Here is an 18,859-nt window from a genome sequence, read left to right as displayed (position 1 = left end):
TAGCGCAGTTTCAATCAGTTAATTTAAGAGGAAAGTAAAATGGCATTACAGATTTATTTAATCCGCCACGGTCGCACCGAATGGAATGTGGCAGGTTTATTACAGGGCAGCGGTGATTCTCCGTTGGTCGAAGAAGGCATTGAAAATGCAAAATTAACCGGCAAAGCCCTTGCCGATATTGAGTTTAGTGCCTGTTACTCCAGCTTGCTCAAACGAACCCACGACACCGCCGGGTATATTATCGGCGAACGGGATATTCCCCATTTTCACCATAAAGGGCTGAATGAGCTGCATTTTGGTGTTTGGGAAGGACAGCGTTCCGCCGACTTAGCCGAACACCCCGACTATATTCTGCTCCGCACTCAACCGGAGCGTTATAAAGCGGAAAGCAGCCAAGGCGAGCTGATTGAGGATTTCTACCATCGGGTGATGAAAGCCTTTCAGCAGATTGTTGATCGCCACCAAGATGGCGAAAATATTCTGATTGTCTCGCACGGAATGACGCTAACCCTACTCACCGCCATACTCAAAGGCTTACCGTGGCAGCAATTCCGCAATACGGAATTACACAGTTTTGTGCTGAATACGGCAATTAACGTGGTTAAAGTCGAGAACGGCAAAGCCGAATTGGTTGAATTTAATAATGTTGAACATTTGGTGAAATAGCTTTAACAGCGTAGTGGTTGACGATAAATTGAAATTTCTTAAAAAACAAAGGCCTACAAAGTTTTCTTAAATTTTCTGGTTATATTACTATGTCTTAATACTTTTTATGTTTTTAGCGATTAATTTTCGCAAATTTTGTGGCTCGCTGCCCTATTTGAACTTCTGCGAGGTATTTTTCAGCAACATGTAAAAGCGATCAGTATTACGAATTTGATTGCGTTCAGCACGTTTTTCACTAGCGGGAGATGCCCTTGCTTACGAGTAACCATCAAACGCTCGAGATCTTCAGCAAAGTTGATACCGTCGGCATCATATTTGCCTATTGTTAGCGTTTCTCGTCTGCCGTTGATTCGGTAGTCGTATCGGAATGTTACCGTCCCCGCTACTGACACCGACACATAAAGGCCATCACGATCAGTAACCTTATAAACTTTGTCTTTTGGTTTAAGGGATTTGAGTTTTGTATCTGTTAGCATTTTACGTCATTTTTACCGTCATTGAATTGACGGTATTTTTGATCTTTTTGGCGGTATTATCAATACTATGCCGTCAGAAAAATAAACTAATTATGAAATAATGAAGTGGAATAGAAAAGCCCTGCAATCACAGGGCTTTGAGCTATGTTTGAAATGAATTGAACCGCTATGCAATACGGAGTTTTTATTCCCACTCAATAGTTGCAGGCGGTTTGCCCGAAACATCATAGACGACACGGGAAATGCCGTTGACTTCATTGATAATGCGGTTTGAGATTTTGCCGAGCAAATCATAGGGTAAGTGCGCCCAATGTGCAGTCATAAAGTCGATGGTTTCGACAGCTCGTAGCGATACCACCCAATCATATTTGCGTCCGTCGCCCATTACGCCGACCGATTTCACCGGTAGGAATACGGTAAAGGCTTGGCTCACTTTGTAATACCAGCCGGAATTGTAGAGCTCTTCGATAAAAATTGCGTCGGCTTTACGCAGTAAATCGCAGTACTCTTTCTTCACTTCGCCGAGTACCCGCACGCCTAAGCCGGGGCCGGGGAACGGGTGGCGGTTGAGCATTTCTGCCGGTAAGCCGAGCGCTAAGCCTATTTTGCGTACTTCATCTTTGAAAAGTTCACGCAATGGTTCAACCAAGCCAAGTTTCATATAATCCGGTAAGCCGCCGACATTGTGGTGAGATTTGATAACGTGCGCTTTGCCTGTTTTGCTGGCAGCGGATTCAATCACATCTGGATAAATCGTGCCTTGGGCTAACCATTTGACATTGGTAAGTTTTTTCGATTCATCATCAAACACATCGACAAACACTTTACCGATAACTTTGCGTTTGGCTTCCGGATCGCTCACGCCGGCAAGTTCACCCAAGAAACGATTTTCGGCATTGACGTGAATAGTGTTTAAGCCGAATTTGTCGCCGAACATTTCCATTACTTGCTGCGCTTCATTGAGGCGTAATAAGCCGTTATCGACAAATACACAGTGCAAGTTTTTGCCGATTGCGCGGTGCAATAATAATGCGGTAACGGAGGAGTCCACGCCGCCCGATAAACCTAAAATCACTTCGTCATCGCCAACTTGGGCCTTGATACGGGCAACCGCATCTTCAATGATGTTTTCTGCCGTCCATTTGGTTTCGCAACCACAAATATTAACCACGAAGTTTTTCAGCAAGTCCAAACCGCTTTTGGTATGAGTAACTTCAGGGTGGAATTGTACCCCGTAGAAACGGCGGTTTTCGTCTGACATTGCCGCAATCGGGCAGGTTGGTGTCGTACCGGTAATTTGGAAATCGGCAGGTAGGCGAGTAACTTTGTCGCCGTGGCTCATCCAAACATCTAATTTAGGTGCGGAAGCGGTCAGATCATCGTTTAATTTTGCAAAAAGAGCGGTTGAATTTTCTAAGGAGACGGCGGCATAGCCAAATTCACGGTGATCGGATGTTTCGGTTAAACCGCCGAGCTGCATCGCCATTGTTTGCATACCGTAGCAAATGCCGAGCACCGGCACACCGGCGTTGAAGACATATTCCGGCGCACGAGGGCTGTTTGCTTCGGTAGTGCTTTCAGGCCCGCCGGACAGAATAATGCCCGTCGGGTTAAATTCACGGATATCCGCTTCCGTTACGTCCCACGCCCAAAGTTCGCAGTACACGCCGATCTCACGCACACGGCGGGCAATCAGTTGCGTATATTGTGAACCGAAGTCCAAGATTAAAATTTTGTGTTGGTGAATGTTTGTCATTGAAAGTACCTTATATTAATTCAATTTTTTTCTTTAATTTTGATATTAAATCTTCATATTTTTCCATGTTCTCTAAAACTGCATTATAAAAGTTTTCTATTTGTTCAATACTATCTGTTTTTTCTTTTACCTGTTTTTTTAAGTGGATAAATAAATATTGGATATATTGAATGTCAGATAAGAAATCATCAATTTTTTCATCACAACTTAGATCTATAACCTTGATATTTTCTAATATTGAAACTATTGCTCCAGAATGACCATTGGCTTTACTAATTGCTTCAGAGATCGTTTTATGAAAGTAAGCTAATAGTTCGTTGTTGTTCTTATTAAGATCTTGATCTTTCAAATTTAGACTACTAGCCATATCAGGATATTTATTTTTAATTTGATTGAGATCTATGTTAGATAAGTCATTACGTACTATAAGATCAATTAGGTAAGGCTCTGATACCCCAATGTTTTTCATAAATTGGTCATGATAAACTTTATTCAATTCCATTATATGATTGATGTATTTATCATCTTTCCAAGACTTAAAGTTTAGAAAAATAGTGAGGGCTAAAATGATAATAGTAGCAAAAGAAATTATTAGATTTAGTATTGATATACCATTTATTTTTGTAGTATTTTGTTCAAGACCTTTTTTGAAGCCCTTATAAAAGCCTTTTTGATAATTATTAGAACAATTAAACATTTTTACATTTCTCTTAGTTTAGATACTAAAAAATCTTCCTCAACTTTTTTGCCACAATGATTTTCCTAGTAATAATACCAACATTTGATATTCGCTACCACTGTAGTTGAGCGGTTATGACTTGTACAATACGCTCCGACAAATGAGTCAATCATCATGATTTTCAAAATCCTCTAGACTCTCCCCTTTGTTAAACCAATCTACATAATCAAACCGATCATAATATCGTTTTCCGAAAATGCCTGTATAGTCAAACAAATCCCCTACGCATTGTTGATTTTCGAACCCTTGAATATAAAACGCACTGTGAATTTCGGGATAAGGCTTATGGGTAAATACCACTTTATGTTTGAAAGGGAGTTTATCAAATTCAACGAGATCTTGATAGCTGCAACCGTCCCGTTCGGTCATTATAATAAATAAATTATCCAAATCCATTCGGGCTGTGCGTTGTTGCCATTTTTGCGTGGCTTCCTCATTATTAGCATAGTGCATAAAATGGAGAGTAATATCGCCCAGTTTGCCGACCGGGTAAGGTTTATCCGTTTGAATAAAGGTTAAGGGGTGATATCGGTAAACATCAATATGTTTTAAATAACGGATAAAGTCGTTTGGCGTTAGATATAAATTCACAAACGGAGAATTGAATCGTAGATGTAAATCGTGCGCAATAAAGCCGCCCGTACAATTACTGGCAATAATTGTCGGGTTAAAATTGGTTAAGCGTTTTCGATTTTGATAGTTAATAAGGTAGCGAAACGCTCGATTAATTTTATTGCTAATTCGTGTTAATAATGCCATTTGTATTTGTAAAAAAGTGGTGGAATGCCACCGCTTGTTATTGATTACACATCGGTTTTGCGCCAACTTGATGACGGTAGCGTAGTTGGTAGCTGTTCGGTTCAACGCTTTTATCTAAAAATTGCTGTTTTGCGTGAAGTTGCTGAGGGTTTACCCGCACAATTTCAAATGTCGCAAAGGCTTTATACTGATTATCTAACAGGTTGAATATATTGGGTTTTATTTTACGGAGATGATAGGTTTCCGTTTCGTTTAACCGATAACTTGCCGAACCTTCGCACTGGTAATCATAGACTTTTACGCTGCCGTTAGGGTGAAATTTAAGCACACGGTAAAGCTCGCCGATCGGGTTCATCGCCCAATAACCTTGATAGAGTTCGGGGTTTAAATCCGCCTGCCGAAATTGCGGGCTGCCGCAAGCGGTCAGTAACGTGCAGAAAAATGCAAAAAGAAAAAAATAACGGTATTTCATTGGGTTAAAGCAGGACGCACAGAGTGCGTCCGTCATTCATTTTACAAATATTGCCGAGAAAACGACCGCTTGCAAGTTTTGCCTGCAAGCAGAACGATTAGCTCATTCGATAATTCGGCGCTTCTTTGGTAATGGTTACATCGTGGACGTGGCTCTCTTTGATGCCTGCGCCGCTGATACGGACAAATTGCGCTTTGGTGCGTAAATCGTCAATGGTGGCGCAACCGGTTAAGCCCATACAAGAACGTAAACCGCCCATTTGCTGATGGATAATCTCTTTCAGATAGCCTTTGTAAGGGATACGCCCTTCAATGCCTTCCGGCACGAGTTTATCGGCGGCATTATCCGATTGGAAATAGCGATCGCTTGAGCCTTTTGACATTGCGCCTAATGAGCCCATTCCTCGATAAGATTTGAACGCTCTGCCTTGGTAAAGCTCGATTTCGCCTGGTGCTTCTTCCGTGCCGGCAAACATTGAGCCGACCATCACACAGCTTGCGCCGGCGGCAATGGCTTTGGCAATATCGCCGGAGTAGCGGATACCGCCGTCTGCGATAACCGGAATGCCACGTTCTTTTAAGGCAGCGGCAGCATCGGCGATGGCGGTGATCTGCGGTACGCCCACGCCGGTTACAATGCGGGTGGTACAGATTGAACCCGGCCCAATCCCAATTTTGACCGCACTTGCGCCTGCATCGGCAAGGGCAATCGCTCCTTCAGCAGTTGCCACATTACCTGCCACAATCGGCAAATCCGGATATTTAGCACGGGTTTCACGCACACGTTGCAACACCCCTTCGGAATGCCCGTGGGACGAGTCGATCAACAGAATATCCACGCCGGCTTTGACCAACGCATCAATCCGTTCTTCGTTGCCAGCCCCTGCACCGACTGCCGCCCCGACACGCAAGCGACCAAATTCATCTTTACACGCATTCGGTTTGCTTTCGGCTTTTTGGTAATCTTTGAGGGTAATCATTCCTTTCAATTTAAAGTCATCATTCACGACTAACACTTTTTCGACACGGTGTTCGTGCATTAAGCGGAAGATTTCCTCACGGGTCGCATTTTCTTTCACGGTAACGAGGCGATCTTTTGGGGTCATAAAGTCGGCAACGGTCTTGGTGAGATCCGACACGAAACGGGTATCACGGCCGGTAATAATGCCGACTAAGTTATCTTGTTCGTCCACCACCGGATAGCCGGCAAAGCCGTTTTTCTTCACGATTTGCGCTAAATCCGCCAGTGTTAGTGTTGGGGAAACGGTTACCGGTTCGGACACAATACCGCTTTCAAATTTTTTCACTTTGCGCACTCGATCCGCTTGGCGTTCAATCGACATATTTTTATGAATAAAACCGATACCGCCCTCTTGAGCAAGGGAAATCGCCAATTTGGTTTCCGTTACCGTATCCATTGCCGCCGACAGCATCGGAATATTCAAGCGAATGGTCTTAGTGAGTTGGGTGGAAAGGTCGGCTGTATTGGGTAGCACGGTGGAATGAGCAGGGACAAGAAGGACATCATCAAAGGTGAGTGCTTCTTTAATCACACGTAATGACATTTGCAATAGTTCCTTAACTAAAAGATGAATGGGGAAAAATTGCGAGCGGATTATACAGATATGACAGGCGGTTGTAAATTATCAAACCCACTCAAGCGGTCAGATTTTGTGAATTTTTTGCAAGATGAGGTAGTAGCACGAAAAATATTGGACGTAATACTTGTGTCTGTTTTGATTAGATTGGATTTTTAAATCCCCCTAAGTCCCCCTTTTTCAAAGGGGGACTTGGTTTTTCCTCTTTACAAAAGAGGGGATTGATTTTCCCTCTTTCGTAATAGAGGGGGAAAGATTTACGGTAGGGACGCCACGCTGGCGTCCCTTTAATCAGATCTTGATATTATGCGATGTTATGAACAGATGCCGACATCCTTGCAGTAATATTGACATATCCATTTTGCGCATAACATCGACATTTTGGGCAAATCCAACCGCTTGTTTAGCGTTAGACAATCTCCTGATAGAGTGCTTGATACTGCTGTGCGACTTTTGCCCAGCCGAAATCTTGGGCAAGGGCATTTTGACGCACATTCGACCACAGTTTGTTCTTTTGCCATAGGCTGATTGCTCTGCTGACGGCATCGAAAAAGCTGTTAGCATCGGGGGAATCAAACACAAAGCCCGTTGCACTGCGGCGTTCGATATTTTCTTTGTTACTGTCGTTTACCGTATCGGCTAACCCGCCGGTGCGGCGAACAAGCGGTAAAGTTCCGTATTTCAAACCGTACAGTTGCGTTAATCCACAAGGTTCAAAACGGCTCGGTACTAAAATGACATCGCCGCCGGCAATAATTTGGTGGGAAAGCGCTTCATCATAGCCGATTTTCACTCCGATTTGCTGTGGATAACGGGCTTGGGCGGCGCGTAAGGCGTTCTCCAAATCGGGCGATCCGCTGCCCAGTACAATCAGTTGTACCTCTTGTTGCATCATTTCATCTATTTTAGCCAGCAGGAAATCTGCGCCCTTTTGCTCGGTGAGACGGGTAACCATAACGAATAATAACGCTTCTTTACGCTCCGGTAAGCCGAAGTAGCGTTGTAGTTCGCTTTTATTTTTGGCTTTGCCTCGCATATAGTTGGCACGGAAATGGGCAACGATATGGGGGTCGCAGTCCGGATTCCACACCGTATCATCTACGCCGTTTAAAATCCCCCGTAATCTGCCTTCGGCTTGGCGGATTTGCAATAAGCCGTGCATTCCGCCGCCGGCGATCTGTTCGGTAATTTCAAGGGCGTAGGTCGGGCTGACGGTGGTGATACGGTCGGCAAAATATAAGCCGGCTTTGAGATAAGAGATTTCACCGTAAAACTCTAAGCCGTTCGGGTGAAAAAATTCCCACGGTAAGCCGAGTTCGGCTAGATGGTAGGCTTGAAATCGCCCCGGATAAGCAATGTTATGAATAGTAAATACGCTTTTTACCGGACTGTGCCAGCTTTTGAGATAGGCACAGGCAAGCCCGCCCTGCCAGTCGTGAGCGTGTAAAATCTCTGCCCGTCCCCACCAGTGATCCAACCCTTCGGTGAGCTGTGCGCCGAGGTAGCCGAGCAGGGCAAAACGTCTGTAATTATCGGTGTAGTCTTGGTAATTATCGTCATAATAGGGCAGACGGCGGTTAAAGAGATGCGGGGCATCAATAACATACACTCCTAAGCCGTTAAAATGAGCAAAACGCAGGGTGATAATACCGGCGAACGTGCCGAGTGTGGTAACTTCCACCGTTTCCCCCAGTTTTTCGGCAACCTGCGGGTAGTAGGGCAGTAATACTCGGACATCATTACCCGCCTGTTGTTGAGCATGCGGCAATGCGCCCATTACATCAGCCAGTCCGCCGGTTTTGATCAGCGGGTACATCTCCGAGCAAATATGTAAAATTTTCATTGAGGTTTAACCTATGTTGAGCTACTCAAAGGGCGTATTACCCTGTGATTTTTTCATAATACCCTTTACAAGCGGTAGGGTGCGAGCGTTTTTTTGCAATCATCTCGGCAAAACGCACCGCTTGTATTCGATGAATTATGCCTGCTGTGCTTGATCTTTTGCCAGTTTATCGAGCATTTTTTGACATACTAGCACGATACCGCCTTTGCTGATGCGGAAATATTTTGCATCTTGTTCGGCATCGACCCCGATGTGTAAGCCGTCCGGAATATGACAGTGGCGATCGATTACGGCACGTTTTATCACACAATTTTTGCCGATATGCACCTGCGGTAGAATGACCGATTCTTCAATCGCACTGTCTTCATTCACTATGACCCGATTAAACAGAACGGAGCTGCTGATTTCCGCATCGGTAATCACACAGCCGCCGGCGATAAGTGAGTTATCAAGGGTATGCGCACGGGCTTTTTTGTAGAAAAACCGAGCCGGTGCGGTTTGCTGCGGGCGACCGTGAATCGGCCAAGATTCATCATAGAGATCGAGTTGCGGCGTTTCGCTGACTAAATCCATATGCGCCGACCAGTAGCTGTCGATTGTGCCGACATCACGCCAGTAGATTGAGCCGGTGGTGTTGCGGCCTTCGCAGGATCGCTCGAACGGGTGAGCGTAAATGACGCCCTGTTCAACGGCTTTCGGGATAATATCTTTACCGAAGTCGTGGCTGGTATCAGGATTAGAGACTTCTTGTTCAAGCATTTCGTATAGATAATCGGCATCAAAGACATAAATTCCCATTGATGCAAGGGCGGAATCCGGTTTATCCGGCATTGCCGGCGGGTTTGTCGGTTTTTCCACAAAGGCTTGTACTTTCAGTTTTTCATTTACTGCCATTACGCCAAATTCGCTCGCTTGCTCACGCGGGACTTCAATGCAGCCAACAGTACATCTCGCACCGGAATCAACGTGATCTTCCAACATTTTGTTGTAGTTCATTTTATAGATGTGGTCGCCGGCAAGAATAATCACATATTTTGGGCGGTAGTGGGATTTCATCATTTCCATATTTTGATAAACCGCATCTGCCGTACCACGATACCAAGTATTTTCGTCAATTTGCTGACGTGCCGGCAGCATATCAATATATTGATTACGCTCATAAGGCAAGAACGACCAGCCCCGTTGCAAGTGGCGCAACAGCGAGTGGGCGGCGTATTGGGTAATCACGCCGACTTTTAACAGGTTCGAGTTGATACAGTTAGAGAGGGCGAAGTCGATAATACGGCGACTGCCGCCAAAATAGACCGCTGGTTTGGCGCGTTTGTCCGTTAATTCATACAAGCGAGAGCCACGCCCGCCGGCTAGGATTAAAACAAGGGTTTGTGCGGTTAAATTGCGTCTGTCGGTGAATGCTTCCTGTTTTAGCATATTGTTATCTCCAAATTGGGTTATATGTATTTCCGTTGAAGTACGCATACCCCGAGAGTATCCAGAGTAACCGCTAGCGTATCAGTCATCAGAGCCGTGTTTTCTATGCCTAATTGGGTGTCCCATTCCCCCTTAGGCAATAAAAAGCGTTGTGGTGCCGTTTTGGCGTTAATCAAAATCAGCCATTGATCTTCCATTAAAATTTGAATGGCTTTGGTGGAATGGTCGTGCCAATCGTTGAACTGGATCGGTTCGCCGTCAGGGCGTAGCCATTGCACTTTGTCTGCCCCCCACCATTGGTTGTCGTCAGAAAGCAACGGGATTTGTTTGCGAATATGGATCAGTTTGGCAACATATTCAACCAGATCCTGATCGGCGTTTTGCCAATTCAGCCAAGTGATTTCATTATCTTGGCAATAGCTGTTATTGTTACCCTGTTGGCTGTTGCCCATTTCATCGCCGCCTAAAAGCATCGGCGTGCCGCCGGAGAGTAACAGTGTGGCAAGCAAGCCTCGGCGGCTGGCATTGCGTGCGGCAAGAATAGCGGGATCGTCCGTTTCGCCTTCAACACCGTGATTGTAGCTGATGTTGTTATAATGTCCGTCCCGATTATCTTCCCCGTTTGCCCAGTTATGTTTTTCGTTATAGCTGACGAGATCTTGTAGCGTAAAACCATCGTGTGCGGTAATGTAATTGATACTGCTCGCAGGGCGGCGGTTATGGGCGAAAAGATCATCGCTACCGGCAAAGCGGCGGACAAACTGCCCCAAATCGCCGTGTGAGGTCAGAAAAAAGCGTTTCATCTCATCACGGTAGCGGTCGTTCCATTCCGCAAACGGTTTGGGAAATGCACCGAGTTGATAGCCGTGCCAACCAATATCCCAAGGCTCGGCAATCCATTTGACGTGAGCAAGAGCGGAATGGCTGGCAAGGGCGGTAAAAAAGGCGGAATGTTCGGAAAAGGTTGGCGTTCGCCCTAACGTTGCGCCGAGATCAAACCGAAAACCGTCAATATGGCACGTTTCCACCCAATAGCGGAGGCAATCAATGACCCAACGTAGTACCGCCAAATCTGAAATATTTAAGGTGTTGCCGCAGCCCGACCAGTTAAAATAGTCCCGTGCTTCGTTCAACCAATAATAGGCTTGATTATCAATGCCCCGCTGGCAGAGCATCGGGCCGTCTTTGCCGGCTTCGGCGGTGTGGTTAAAGACCACATCTAAAATCACCTCAATGCCCGCTTGATGCAAGGTTTTGACCATCTGTTTAAACTCATCAAGCGGATTGGTCTGATCATAGGCAAGGCTCGGATCAAGAGCAAAATGCCCCAATACGTTATAGCCCCAATAATTTTTCAGTCCCAAAGCCTGCAAGTGCGGTTCATCAATATGATAGCTAATCGGTTGCAGTTCGACCGCCGTAATGCCGAGTCGCTTCAAATGTGCAATTGAGGCAGGGTGTGCCATTCCTGCAAAAGTACCGGCGATAGCTGCCGGCACATCAGGGTTCTGCTTGCTAAACCCTTTGACGTGCGTTTCGTAAATAATCGTTTTTGCCCACGGAGTGAAAGGTCTCTCTTCGTTTTGCCAGTCAAATCTGTGTTGATCGACCACCACCGATTTTGGCGCTAAATGGGCATTATCTCGTGTGTCATTCCATAAAAACCATTGGCGAGCCTCTGGCGTTGCCAAATCAGGCTGCCCGATAATTTGAACGGCGTAAGGGTCAACCAATAATTTTTGCGGGTTGAATAAGTTACCCTGTTGCTCGTCCGTTTCTCCGCTTACACGGTAGCCGTAACGACAGCCTACCGCCAAGCCCTCAATGAAGATATGCCAAATCTCTTCGGTTTTCACCATCGGGAAACGTTGTTCGCCGTTTTCGGTAAAAATGGCGAGTTCAACGGCAGTAGCTTGTCGTGAAAAAAGGGCAAAGTTCACCCCTTGTTTACCGTTTAGTCGGGTTAATTGGCTGCCGAGTGGAAACGGGCGGCCGGCAAGATAGTGCATAATGACCTCGAATATCAGAGAGAGTGCAAGGGAATGTTTTGCAAAAAAGCTGACCTAACTAACCGCTTGCACTCGCCAAATTTAGCGCTTTTTCTTTTTTACTTTTTTGTGTAGCGGTTTAGCCGCCTTCTCTTTGACTAAAAAGAGCGTTGATAGGGGCGGCAGCGTTAGGCTGATGGAATAAGGTTTCGACTTGTGTTCAACCGCTTCACTTTTAATCAGCCCGAAATTCCCGACATTACTGCCCATATATTGATTGGCATCGGAGTTGAGCACTTCTCGATAAGTTGCCGCTTGATTAACGCCGATGCGGTAATTTTCCCGTACAATCGGGGTGAAATTACTCACCACAATCAGACTTGAGCCGTCTTTAGCCCGCCGTTCAAACACAAACACCGAATGATCGGCATCGTCCACCACCAACCATTCAAAGCCTTGCGGATCGTAGTCTAATTGATAGAGTGCTTCCGTTTGGGTATATAAACGGTTGAGATCACGCACCCAATTCAGCATACCCTTGTGCCAGCCGCCGTGGTAGTCGTCCAACAAGAACCAATCTAAACTTTCTTGGAAATTCCACTCCCGCCCTTGGGCAAATTCATTGCCCATAAAGAGTAATTTTTTGCCCGGATAGCCCCACATATAGCCGTAGTACGCACGCAGGTTGGCAAATTGTTGCCAACAATCCCCCGGCATTTTGCCGAGCATTGAGCCTTTGCCGTGCACGACTTCATCGTGGGAGAGCGGTAACATAAATTTTTCGCTGTATTGATACATCATTCCGAATGTCATCAAATCGTGATGATATTTGCGGTGAGCAGGATCTTTTTGCATATAGCGTAGCGTGTCGTTCATCCAGCCCATATTCCATTTGTAATCAAAACCCAAGCCGTTTTGCTCGGTGGAATGGGTTACGCCGGCAAATGAGGTGGATTCTTCGGCAATGGTTGCACCGTTTCGGCTCTCTTTGGCGAGCATATCGTGAGTGGCACGCAAAAAAGCAATTGCTTCCAAATTTTCCCGCCCGCCGTAGCAGTTGGGAATCCACTCGCCGTCTTTGCGGGAGTAATCACGGTAGATCATTGAGGCGACCGCATCAACTCTAAGGGCGTCAATCCCAAAGCGTTCGACCCAATACAGCGCATTGCCCGTCAAGTAGTTACGCACTTCGTTGCGACCGTAGTTGTAAATGAGCGTATTCCAATCTTGATGATAGCCCTCTTTCGGATCTTCGTGTTCGTAGAGATGAGTGCCATCAAATTTGCCCAAGCCGTGTTCGTCTGTCGGGAAATGTCCGACCACCCAGTCTAAAATAACGTTGATCCCTGCTTCGTGTGCTTTACGGATGAGAGTACGTAACCCCTCCGGCGAACCGAAACGGCTGGTCGGCGCATAAATGCCGGTGGGTTGGTAGCCCCACGAACCGTCAAACGGAAATTCGGAAATCGGCAGCAATTCAATGTGGGTAAAGCCCATTTCTTTAACATAAGGAATCAGCTCATCGGCAATTTCTTCGTAGCTAAGCCAATAATTATTCTCAAGATTTCGCCGCCACGAGCCTAAATGGACTTCATAAATTGAAATCGGTTGATCGGGATCATTCGCTCTGCGGCGTTGCTCATCAACTTCGACAATCGCAGGCAAACCGCTGGCAACCGAGGCGGTATCCGGACGGAATTGGGCGGCAAAAGCATAAGGATCGGATTTCAAACGGATTTGCCCGTTTTTGTCCAAAATTTCAAATTTATACAATGTGCCGGCTTTGGCATTCGGCATAAAAATATCCCAAATGCCGCTGCTGTGATGAAAACGCATCGGGTGGCGGCGACCGTCCCAAAAGTTGAAATCGCCGACAATCGACACACGCTGGGCATTCGGTGCCCATAGGCTAAAATGGATACCGCCTACTTCGTTTTGGGTAACGAGATGCGCACCCAGTTTTTCATAGGGGCGGATATGTGTGCCTTCCGCAAGCAGCCAATTATCTAATTCGGTAATCGCCGATTGGAAGCGGTAAGGATCTTCAATATCTATTTCAGTATGGGCGTAACGGACTAACAAGCGGTAAGATAAATCGGTTTTTTTACCGGATAATTCGGCACAGAAAAAGCCACGATCGTCAATAAGCTGCATTGCTGCGAGAGGGTGAGCGAGGGGATCAATCACGGTAACCTGTAAGGCTTCGGGGAGATAAGCTCGGATAATCACACCGTCAGGGCATTGGTGAATCCCTAAATAGGCAAACGGATCTCGACAAGTGCCTTGGGCGAGTTGGTCAATAAATGCTCTCTCTTGCTCTGTTGCCAACGGTTTGGGGGCAGGATTTTTCATACGCTCTCCTTGGCTGTTTTGACATCATTTTGCATCGCACGCTTAATAAAACTTGTTCAGACTGTATCAAAAATAAATTTACAAAACAACTCTAAATTTTGATATAAACCATAATAAATAGGCTTAAAAAATAAATGATTTAAAATCAAAATGTTAATTTTATTTCACGTATTTATTTTTTATAAAAAAATATTTACAGCAACGAATAAGGAATAAAAAGAAGGTAATTTAGTGTAAAAAAGAAATAAAGGGAACAACCTGACGGTTATTCCCTTTGAGACGGCAAGCGGTTTAATGCTTAAAACATTTTGCAATCACAGGGATCAGTAGCAGATACACCAGTTGTGCAATAATGCCTTGCCAAGAACTGTAAAAACCGATGAACGGAATAGCCGGCAGGTCGATGATGACGCTGGTCGGCAGGACTTGGGTCAGTTGCAAAGCGTGGATACTGACGCCAAGAATTTTGAAGCCGAGCAGATAAATAAGCAAGGTCATCACTTTAAACAGGTGATGGATTGGCAGACGGGCGGCTGAACGCTGCATTATCCACGCCAATATTGCCAATAGCACTAAGGCTAACGCAATGCCGGCTAACAAATCCTGCGTATCGATCAATGGCAACATTCCGGCGTAGAACAATAAGGTTTCCGCCCCTTCCCGAAAGACCGAGAGAAAACTCAATGAGAGCATTGAAAACAGGCTGCCGGTCGCCAGCGCTTTATGGATATGCTTTTCGACAAAACGTTTCCAGCCTTGCATTGAGGCTTTGCTATGCAGCCACGCACCGACAATTAACATCATTGCCACGGCGATGATCCCGACAACGCCTTCTAAAATTTCACGGTTTTTGCCGGCAGAGATAGCAGGGAAAAATTGCTGTAATGCCACCGCCCCTGCCACACTTGCCATTAGCCCTAGACCTGCACCGGCATAAACCCAACGTTTTGCGGTCGGTTGTTTGGCTAGGTTGAGGGTGGTGAGCAATGCCATAATAATGAGCAGGGCTTCTACGCCTTCTCGTAATAAAACCAGCATTGCATCAAGCATATTATAGCCGGCATCAAGTGCTAGGGCGTTCAGATCCTGTATCAGTTGTTGAAAGGCGGCGAGGTTTTCCGGCGCATCGCCTTTGGCTAAGATGAGTGGCAAATCGCTTTCGACACGGCGGTATAAATTGCCGTTGCGGGTGCTGACTTCGCCCTCAAAAATCGGCCACTGCTGAATGAAAAGGGTAATATCCGCCTTGGCTTGCTCGTGTTGCGATTGGCTGAGTGCTTGATAACTTCGCTCAAGCAGACGAATGCCGTCTTGTAAGGTCTGAGGCGCATTATCGGCGAACGATTGTGGCTGTATTACTTTGCCGGCATTGAAATCCACTAAGGCACTTGCCAGATTGTCCGCCTGTTTCGCCATTTCTTCAAATTGCACCGGCTCGGACAGCATTGCGATACGTAGCAAAGTCATTGCCGTTTCAATTTGCCCATAATGTCCAAGGCTGGTTTCTCTCACCACTTTTTCATTGAGCGCCCAAGTGGTGTTGAAGCGTTTATAAGCGGTTTGAACGGCGGCTAAATCCTGCGATTGCACCGCATCTTTAAGAGCGTTATACACAGGCATTACCCGCTTGGCGAATTGCTGGCGTTTTTGGCGGTAATCGACCGGATTTTGCTCTTTTTCAAAGGTGTAGAGTGCTTTGGCAAGTTGCTCCAAGCTTGCAAGATCAGGCTGCTGTTTTGCCGATTTTAAGGCGGAACTGACCGCTTGTCCTGCTTGGGATTGATGGCCCGGCAACGCTTCAAATTCTTGCTGTAATGCGGCGAGATACGGCTCGGCACTTGAAGCCTCCCCGTTTTTGACTTGTGCCATTGCGTCCGACAGATGCACAAAGAGTGAGCCGGTTTCTACTTTGGCATAAGCACAAACGCTCAGCACAAGGCTGAGCGTCATCACCGAAACTAGGCTAAACCGCATCAAATAATGCTTTGCCCAAATAATCATTGTCATCTTTTACTCCCGCAAAACAAGCGAATAGCCCGCTGCCGATATGGGTAATATATTCATTCATTTTGTCGATATTGCCTAAGCGGTTTTGAATAGCGATAAATTGTGCCGGATCTTTTTGATACGAGATAAACAGTAACCCCGCATCAAATTGACCGGTTTTCGGATCAACACCGCTGGCGTAGGAAAAGGAACGGCGTAAGATTTTTGGCCCTGCCTTTTTGGCTAAGTGTAGATGAGAAATATCGGCAATTTCCAGTTCACCCTTTTCGTCTTTCCGCTCTAGATCGACAGGGTCAAACTCCTGTTTTGCGCCAATCGGTGCGCCGGAATCACGATAACGCCCGAAAGTTTCCTGCTGACCGTCTAAATTGGTACGATCCCACGTTTCGAGGTGCATTTGGATACGGCGGGCGACAAGAAACGAACCTCCTTTCAGCCAGTCATTACCTTGATACCACACGGTTTGAGCCAATTCTTCCCCCTGCGGATTACCTGTACCGTCTTTAAAACCAAACAGGTTGCGGGGAGTATCGTTGCCTTCAAAAGAGTTAAAACCTGACTGACTCCAACGCATTGTAACGTTAGCACGGACAATTCTGACTAAGTTACGCACGGCGTGGAATGCCACCTGCGGATCATCGGCACAGGCTTGGATACAAATATCGCCACCGGTGTAGGCTTCCCGCAGTTGATCACGAGGAAAGTGCGGAAGCGGTGCAAGCATTGTAGGTCGTAAGCGGGCGATATTCAGCTTATCGAAAAATGAGGGACTCACGCCGAAAGTTAGGGTTAAATTTGCCGGATTTAAACTGTCCGCCTCGCCGGTATCTACCGGCGGCACAAACGGATTTGTGCCGTAGACCTTAACATTTTGACCCGCAGTTAATTTGGCACTGTAGTGTGTCCAAGTTTGGAACATTTGCTGAATGTCGCTAAGGTCGGTTGTGTGCAGATCTAACACCATAAAGTAGATATGATGTTGAGCGGGGGTGGTAATCCCCTGTTGATGTGTACCGAAAAAAGGGTAAACGGCGTGGATTTTAACGGCAGTGCGTGGTTCTAAAGCAGTTGCAGTACCGGCAAGCACGCCGGCACCGACAAAGGTTGCTTTTTTGAGAAAATCACGCCGACCGAATTGAAACGGTGATTTACTCATAACGATCCTTATTTTTCGAGTAGTACACCCATTTGTGCCAACGGTTCGCCTAATTTGTTTACCGCTTCTGCTAAGGCTTTAATGTCTGCGGCGGATAATTTATCGTAACTCACATAATCATAACCTTGTTTTGCTTGATTATGTTTATCTAAGAGGGCATTCACTTCGGCAAAACGGGTCGCAATTTGTTGGGAAAGTTTGGCATCTTTCTGTTCTAACTGCGGTTTAAAAATCGCATAGATTTTTTCCGCCCCTTCAATATTGGCTTTAAAATCATAAAGATCGGTTTTAGAGAAAATCTCCTCTTCGCCGGTAACTTTGGTTGTGGAAACTTCATTAAGCAGATCCACCGCACCGGTTACCATCAATTCCGGCGTTACGTCTGCCGTTGGGATTTTAGCACGCAATTCTTTGACATCTTTCAATAATTGATCGGCAATTGCTTCCGTTCCTTTGGTCGTATTTTGCTCCCAAAGGATTTTTTCGATTTTATGGAAACCAGACCAATCAGCCTCATTTTTGCCGTCTTCGGCTAAATCGGCAAGGCGGGCATCAATGCGGGGATCTAAATCGCCAAAACTTTCGGCGATCGGCTCGGAACGCTCAAAATACATTCTGGCAAGCGGGTAGATTTGCTTCGCTTTTTGCAAATCGCCTGATTTCAAATGCCCGACAAACGTTTCAGTGCTACTAACTAATTGATCGATTTGTTCAACCACAAATTGTTTATAGCTGGCGGTTTCTTTTGATAGATCGGCAGCAAAACTTGAGGCGGAAAAAAGTAATAGCGAGAGAGTAAGCGATGTTAAGCGCATATAGATGCTCCTTTAGGTAAGTAATAAGATTTATTCTCAATAAGATTAAATTTTTTCCATATATTTATCAATAAAATTTACGCAAAAATCGACAATCCGCACTTTTTTTCAGCATCTAAATTAAATCTGTGAAATAAAGGTTTGACAGAGAAGTAAATTTTCGTAGAATACGCATCGTCTTCACGACATACAACTCAAATGCGGGAATAGCTCAGTTGGTAGAGCACGACCTTGCCAAGGTCGGGGTCGCGAGTTCGAGCCTCGTTTCCCGCTCCATTATCTTATCAACGGCGTGTTAGCAAAGCGGTTATGCACTGGATTGCAAATCCATGTAGCTCGGTTCGACTCCGGGACACGCCTCCACCATCTAATCCGAAGTAGTCCAATACAAACCAAAAATCTATTAAAAGTCTAGTAATTTCAATACTTTTGAGTAAAATAACTATCCGAGACAGTCCGAAATAATCCGATTTAATCCAAAATTTTTGGTGGGTGTTTTTGTGGGTGTGTTTAAGGAGTTATGAAATGCCAAAAGTAATTAAGCCTTTAACGGCGACAGAAGTGAAAAATGCTAAACCAGAGGATAGCCCATTGCAAGATGGTTATGGTTTATCGCTAATCATTACTGAGCATTCAAAGCGTTGGAGTTTTCGCTATTCTAGACCTATTACAAAAAAACGCAATGATATTAGCCTTGGTGCTTACCCTGAGTGTTAATGATCATGCAAAAATGCGCCAGGCTGATGCAGTAAGATCATCGAAAAGTGATCCACTGTATCTTTTGATAAACTCCTTGTTATTTAAA

At 45.6% G+C, this 18,859-nt stretch carries 15 protein-coding genes and 2 tRNA genes; 4 read left to right on the top strand and 13 right to left on the bottom strand.

Annotated elements, in window-relative coordinates:
* Positions 1 to 39 precede the first annotated feature (39 nt).
* Positions 40 to 666 (top strand): histidine phosphatase family protein, encoded by a 627-nt coding sequence (locus RO21_RS10030; RefSeq protein ID WP_047977646.1) that lies wholly within the window; start codon positions 40 to 42, stop codon positions 664 to 666.
* Positions 667 to 842: 176 nt separating this feature from the next.
* Here RO21_RS10030 and RO21_RS10025 read toward each other — a convergent pair whose 3' ends face one another.
* From RO21_RS10025 to efeO, 13 genes are all read right to left on the bottom strand, one after another.
* Positions 843 to 1,142: an Arm DNA-binding domain-containing protein gene (locus RO21_RS10025; RefSeq protein WP_047977645.1), complete on the bottom strand. Its 300-nt coding sequence runs from the start codon at positions 1,140 to 1,142 to the stop codon at positions 843 to 845.
* 184 nt (positions 1,143 to 1,326) lie between these two features.
* Positions 1,327 to 2,898: a glutamine-hydrolyzing GMP synthase gene (gene guaA / locus RO21_RS10020; protein ID WP_047977644.1), complete on the bottom strand. Its 1,572-nt coding sequence runs from the start codon at positions 2,896 to 2,898 to the stop codon at positions 1,327 to 1,329.
* Positions 2,899 to 2,908: 10 nt separating this feature from the next.
* Positions 2,909 to 3,595, bottom strand: a complete 687-nt coding sequence (locus tag RO21_RS10015) for a hypothetical protein (protein WP_047977643.1) — start codon at positions 3,593 to 3,595, stop codon at positions 2,909 to 2,911.
* Between the two features lie 147 nt (positions 3,596 to 3,742).
* The gene (locus RO21_RS10010; protein WP_047977642.1) at positions 3,743 to 4,396 is read right to left on the bottom strand and encodes a DUF1919 domain-containing protein; all 654 of its coding nucleotides are present in this window, start codon (positions 4,394 to 4,396) and stop codon (positions 3,743 to 3,745) included.
* A gap of 37 nt (positions 4,397 to 4,433) precedes the next feature.
* Positions 4,434 to 4,904 carry a hypothetical protein gene (locus RO21_RS10005; RefSeq protein ID WP_157019754.1) on the bottom strand — a complete coding sequence of 157 codons (471 nt, stop codon included), beginning with the start codon at positions 4,902 to 4,904 and terminating at the stop codon, positions 4,434 to 4,436.
* A gap of 61 nt (positions 4,905 to 4,965) precedes the next feature.
* Complete coding sequence (guaB, locus tag RO21_RS10000; RefSeq protein ID WP_047977640.1) at positions 4,966 to 6,432, bottom strand: IMP dehydrogenase; 1,467 nt, start codon at positions 6,430 to 6,432, stop codon at positions 4,966 to 4,968.
* Positions 6,433 to 6,874: 442 nt separating this feature from the next.
* Entirely contained in the window at positions 6,875 to 8,308 is a 1,434-nt protein-coding gene (gene glgA / locus RO21_RS09995; RefSeq protein WP_047977639.1) for a glycogen synthase GlgA, read from the bottom strand.
* A gap of 135 nt (positions 8,309 to 8,443) precedes the next feature.
* The gene (gene glgC / locus RO21_RS09990; RefSeq protein ID WP_047977638.1) at positions 8,444 to 9,736 is read right to left on the bottom strand and encodes a glucose-1-phosphate adenylyltransferase; all 1,293 of its coding nucleotides are present in this window, start codon (positions 9,734 to 9,736) and stop codon (positions 8,444 to 8,446) included.
* A gap of 20 nt (positions 9,737 to 9,756) precedes the next feature.
* Positions 9,757 to 11,745: a glycogen debranching protein GlgX gene (gene glgX / locus RO21_RS09985; protein ID WP_047977637.1), complete on the bottom strand. Its 1,989-nt coding sequence runs from the start codon at positions 11,743 to 11,745 to the stop codon at positions 9,757 to 9,759.
* Between the two features lie 81 nt (positions 11,746 to 11,826).
* Positions 11,827 to 14,076 (bottom strand): 1,4-alpha-glucan branching protein GlgB, encoded by a 2,250-nt coding sequence (glgB, locus tag RO21_RS09980; protein WP_047977636.1) that lies wholly within the window; start codon positions 14,074 to 14,076, stop codon positions 11,827 to 11,829.
* 291 nt (positions 14,077 to 14,367) lie between these two features.
* A complete protein-coding gene (locus tag RO21_RS09975; protein ID WP_047977635.1) occupies positions 14,368 to 16,083 on the bottom strand; it encodes an FTR1 family protein in 1,716 nt (571 codons plus the stop codon).
* A complete protein-coding gene (gene efeB / locus RO21_RS09970) occupies positions 16,040 to 17,239 on the bottom strand; it encodes an iron uptake transporter deferrochelatase/peroxidase subunit (RefSeq protein WP_047977634.1) in 1,200 nt (399 codons plus the stop codon). Before efeB ends, RO21_RS09975 begins: the two co-directional genes overlap by 44 nt.
* 8 nt (positions 17,240 to 17,247) lie before the next feature.
* Positions 17,248 to 18,054, bottom strand: coding sequence for an iron uptake system protein EfeO (gene efeO, locus RO21_RS09965; RefSeq protein ID WP_047977633.1), 807 nt, complete (start codon positions 18,052 to 18,054; stop codon positions 17,248 to 17,250).
* 200 nt (positions 18,055 to 18,254) lie between these two features.
* Here efeO and RO21_RS09960 point away from each other — a divergent pair.
* The 3 genes from RO21_RS09960 to RO21_RS09950 all read left to right on the top strand — a co-directional run bounded on the left by RO21_RS09960 (position 18,255) and on the right by RO21_RS09950 (position 18,771).
* Positions 18,255 to 18,330: transfer RNA gene (locus RO21_RS09960), tRNA-Gly, on the top strand.
* A 13-nt stretch (positions 18,331 to 18,343) separates the two neighbouring features.
* Positions 18,344 to 18,417 (top strand) — tRNA-Cys (locus RO21_RS09955).
* A 162-nt stretch (positions 18,418 to 18,579) separates the two neighbouring features.
* Positions 18,580 to 18,771 carry an integrase arm-type DNA-binding domain-containing protein gene (locus tag RO21_RS09950; protein WP_053067766.1) on the top strand — a complete coding sequence of 64 codons (192 nt, stop codon included), beginning with the start codon at positions 18,580 to 18,582 and terminating at the stop codon, positions 18,769 to 18,771.
* The last annotated feature ends 88 nt before the right edge of the window (positions 18,772 to 18,859 follow it).

This window comes from Muribacter muris, from assembly GCF_001038205.1.
Taxonomy (GTDB): domain Bacteria; phylum Pseudomonadota; class Gammaproteobacteria; order Enterobacterales; family Pasteurellaceae; genus Muribacter; species Muribacter muris.
Note: the sequence above shows the minus strand (reverse complement) of the source record. Positions and strands in the feature narration are given on the sequence as shown.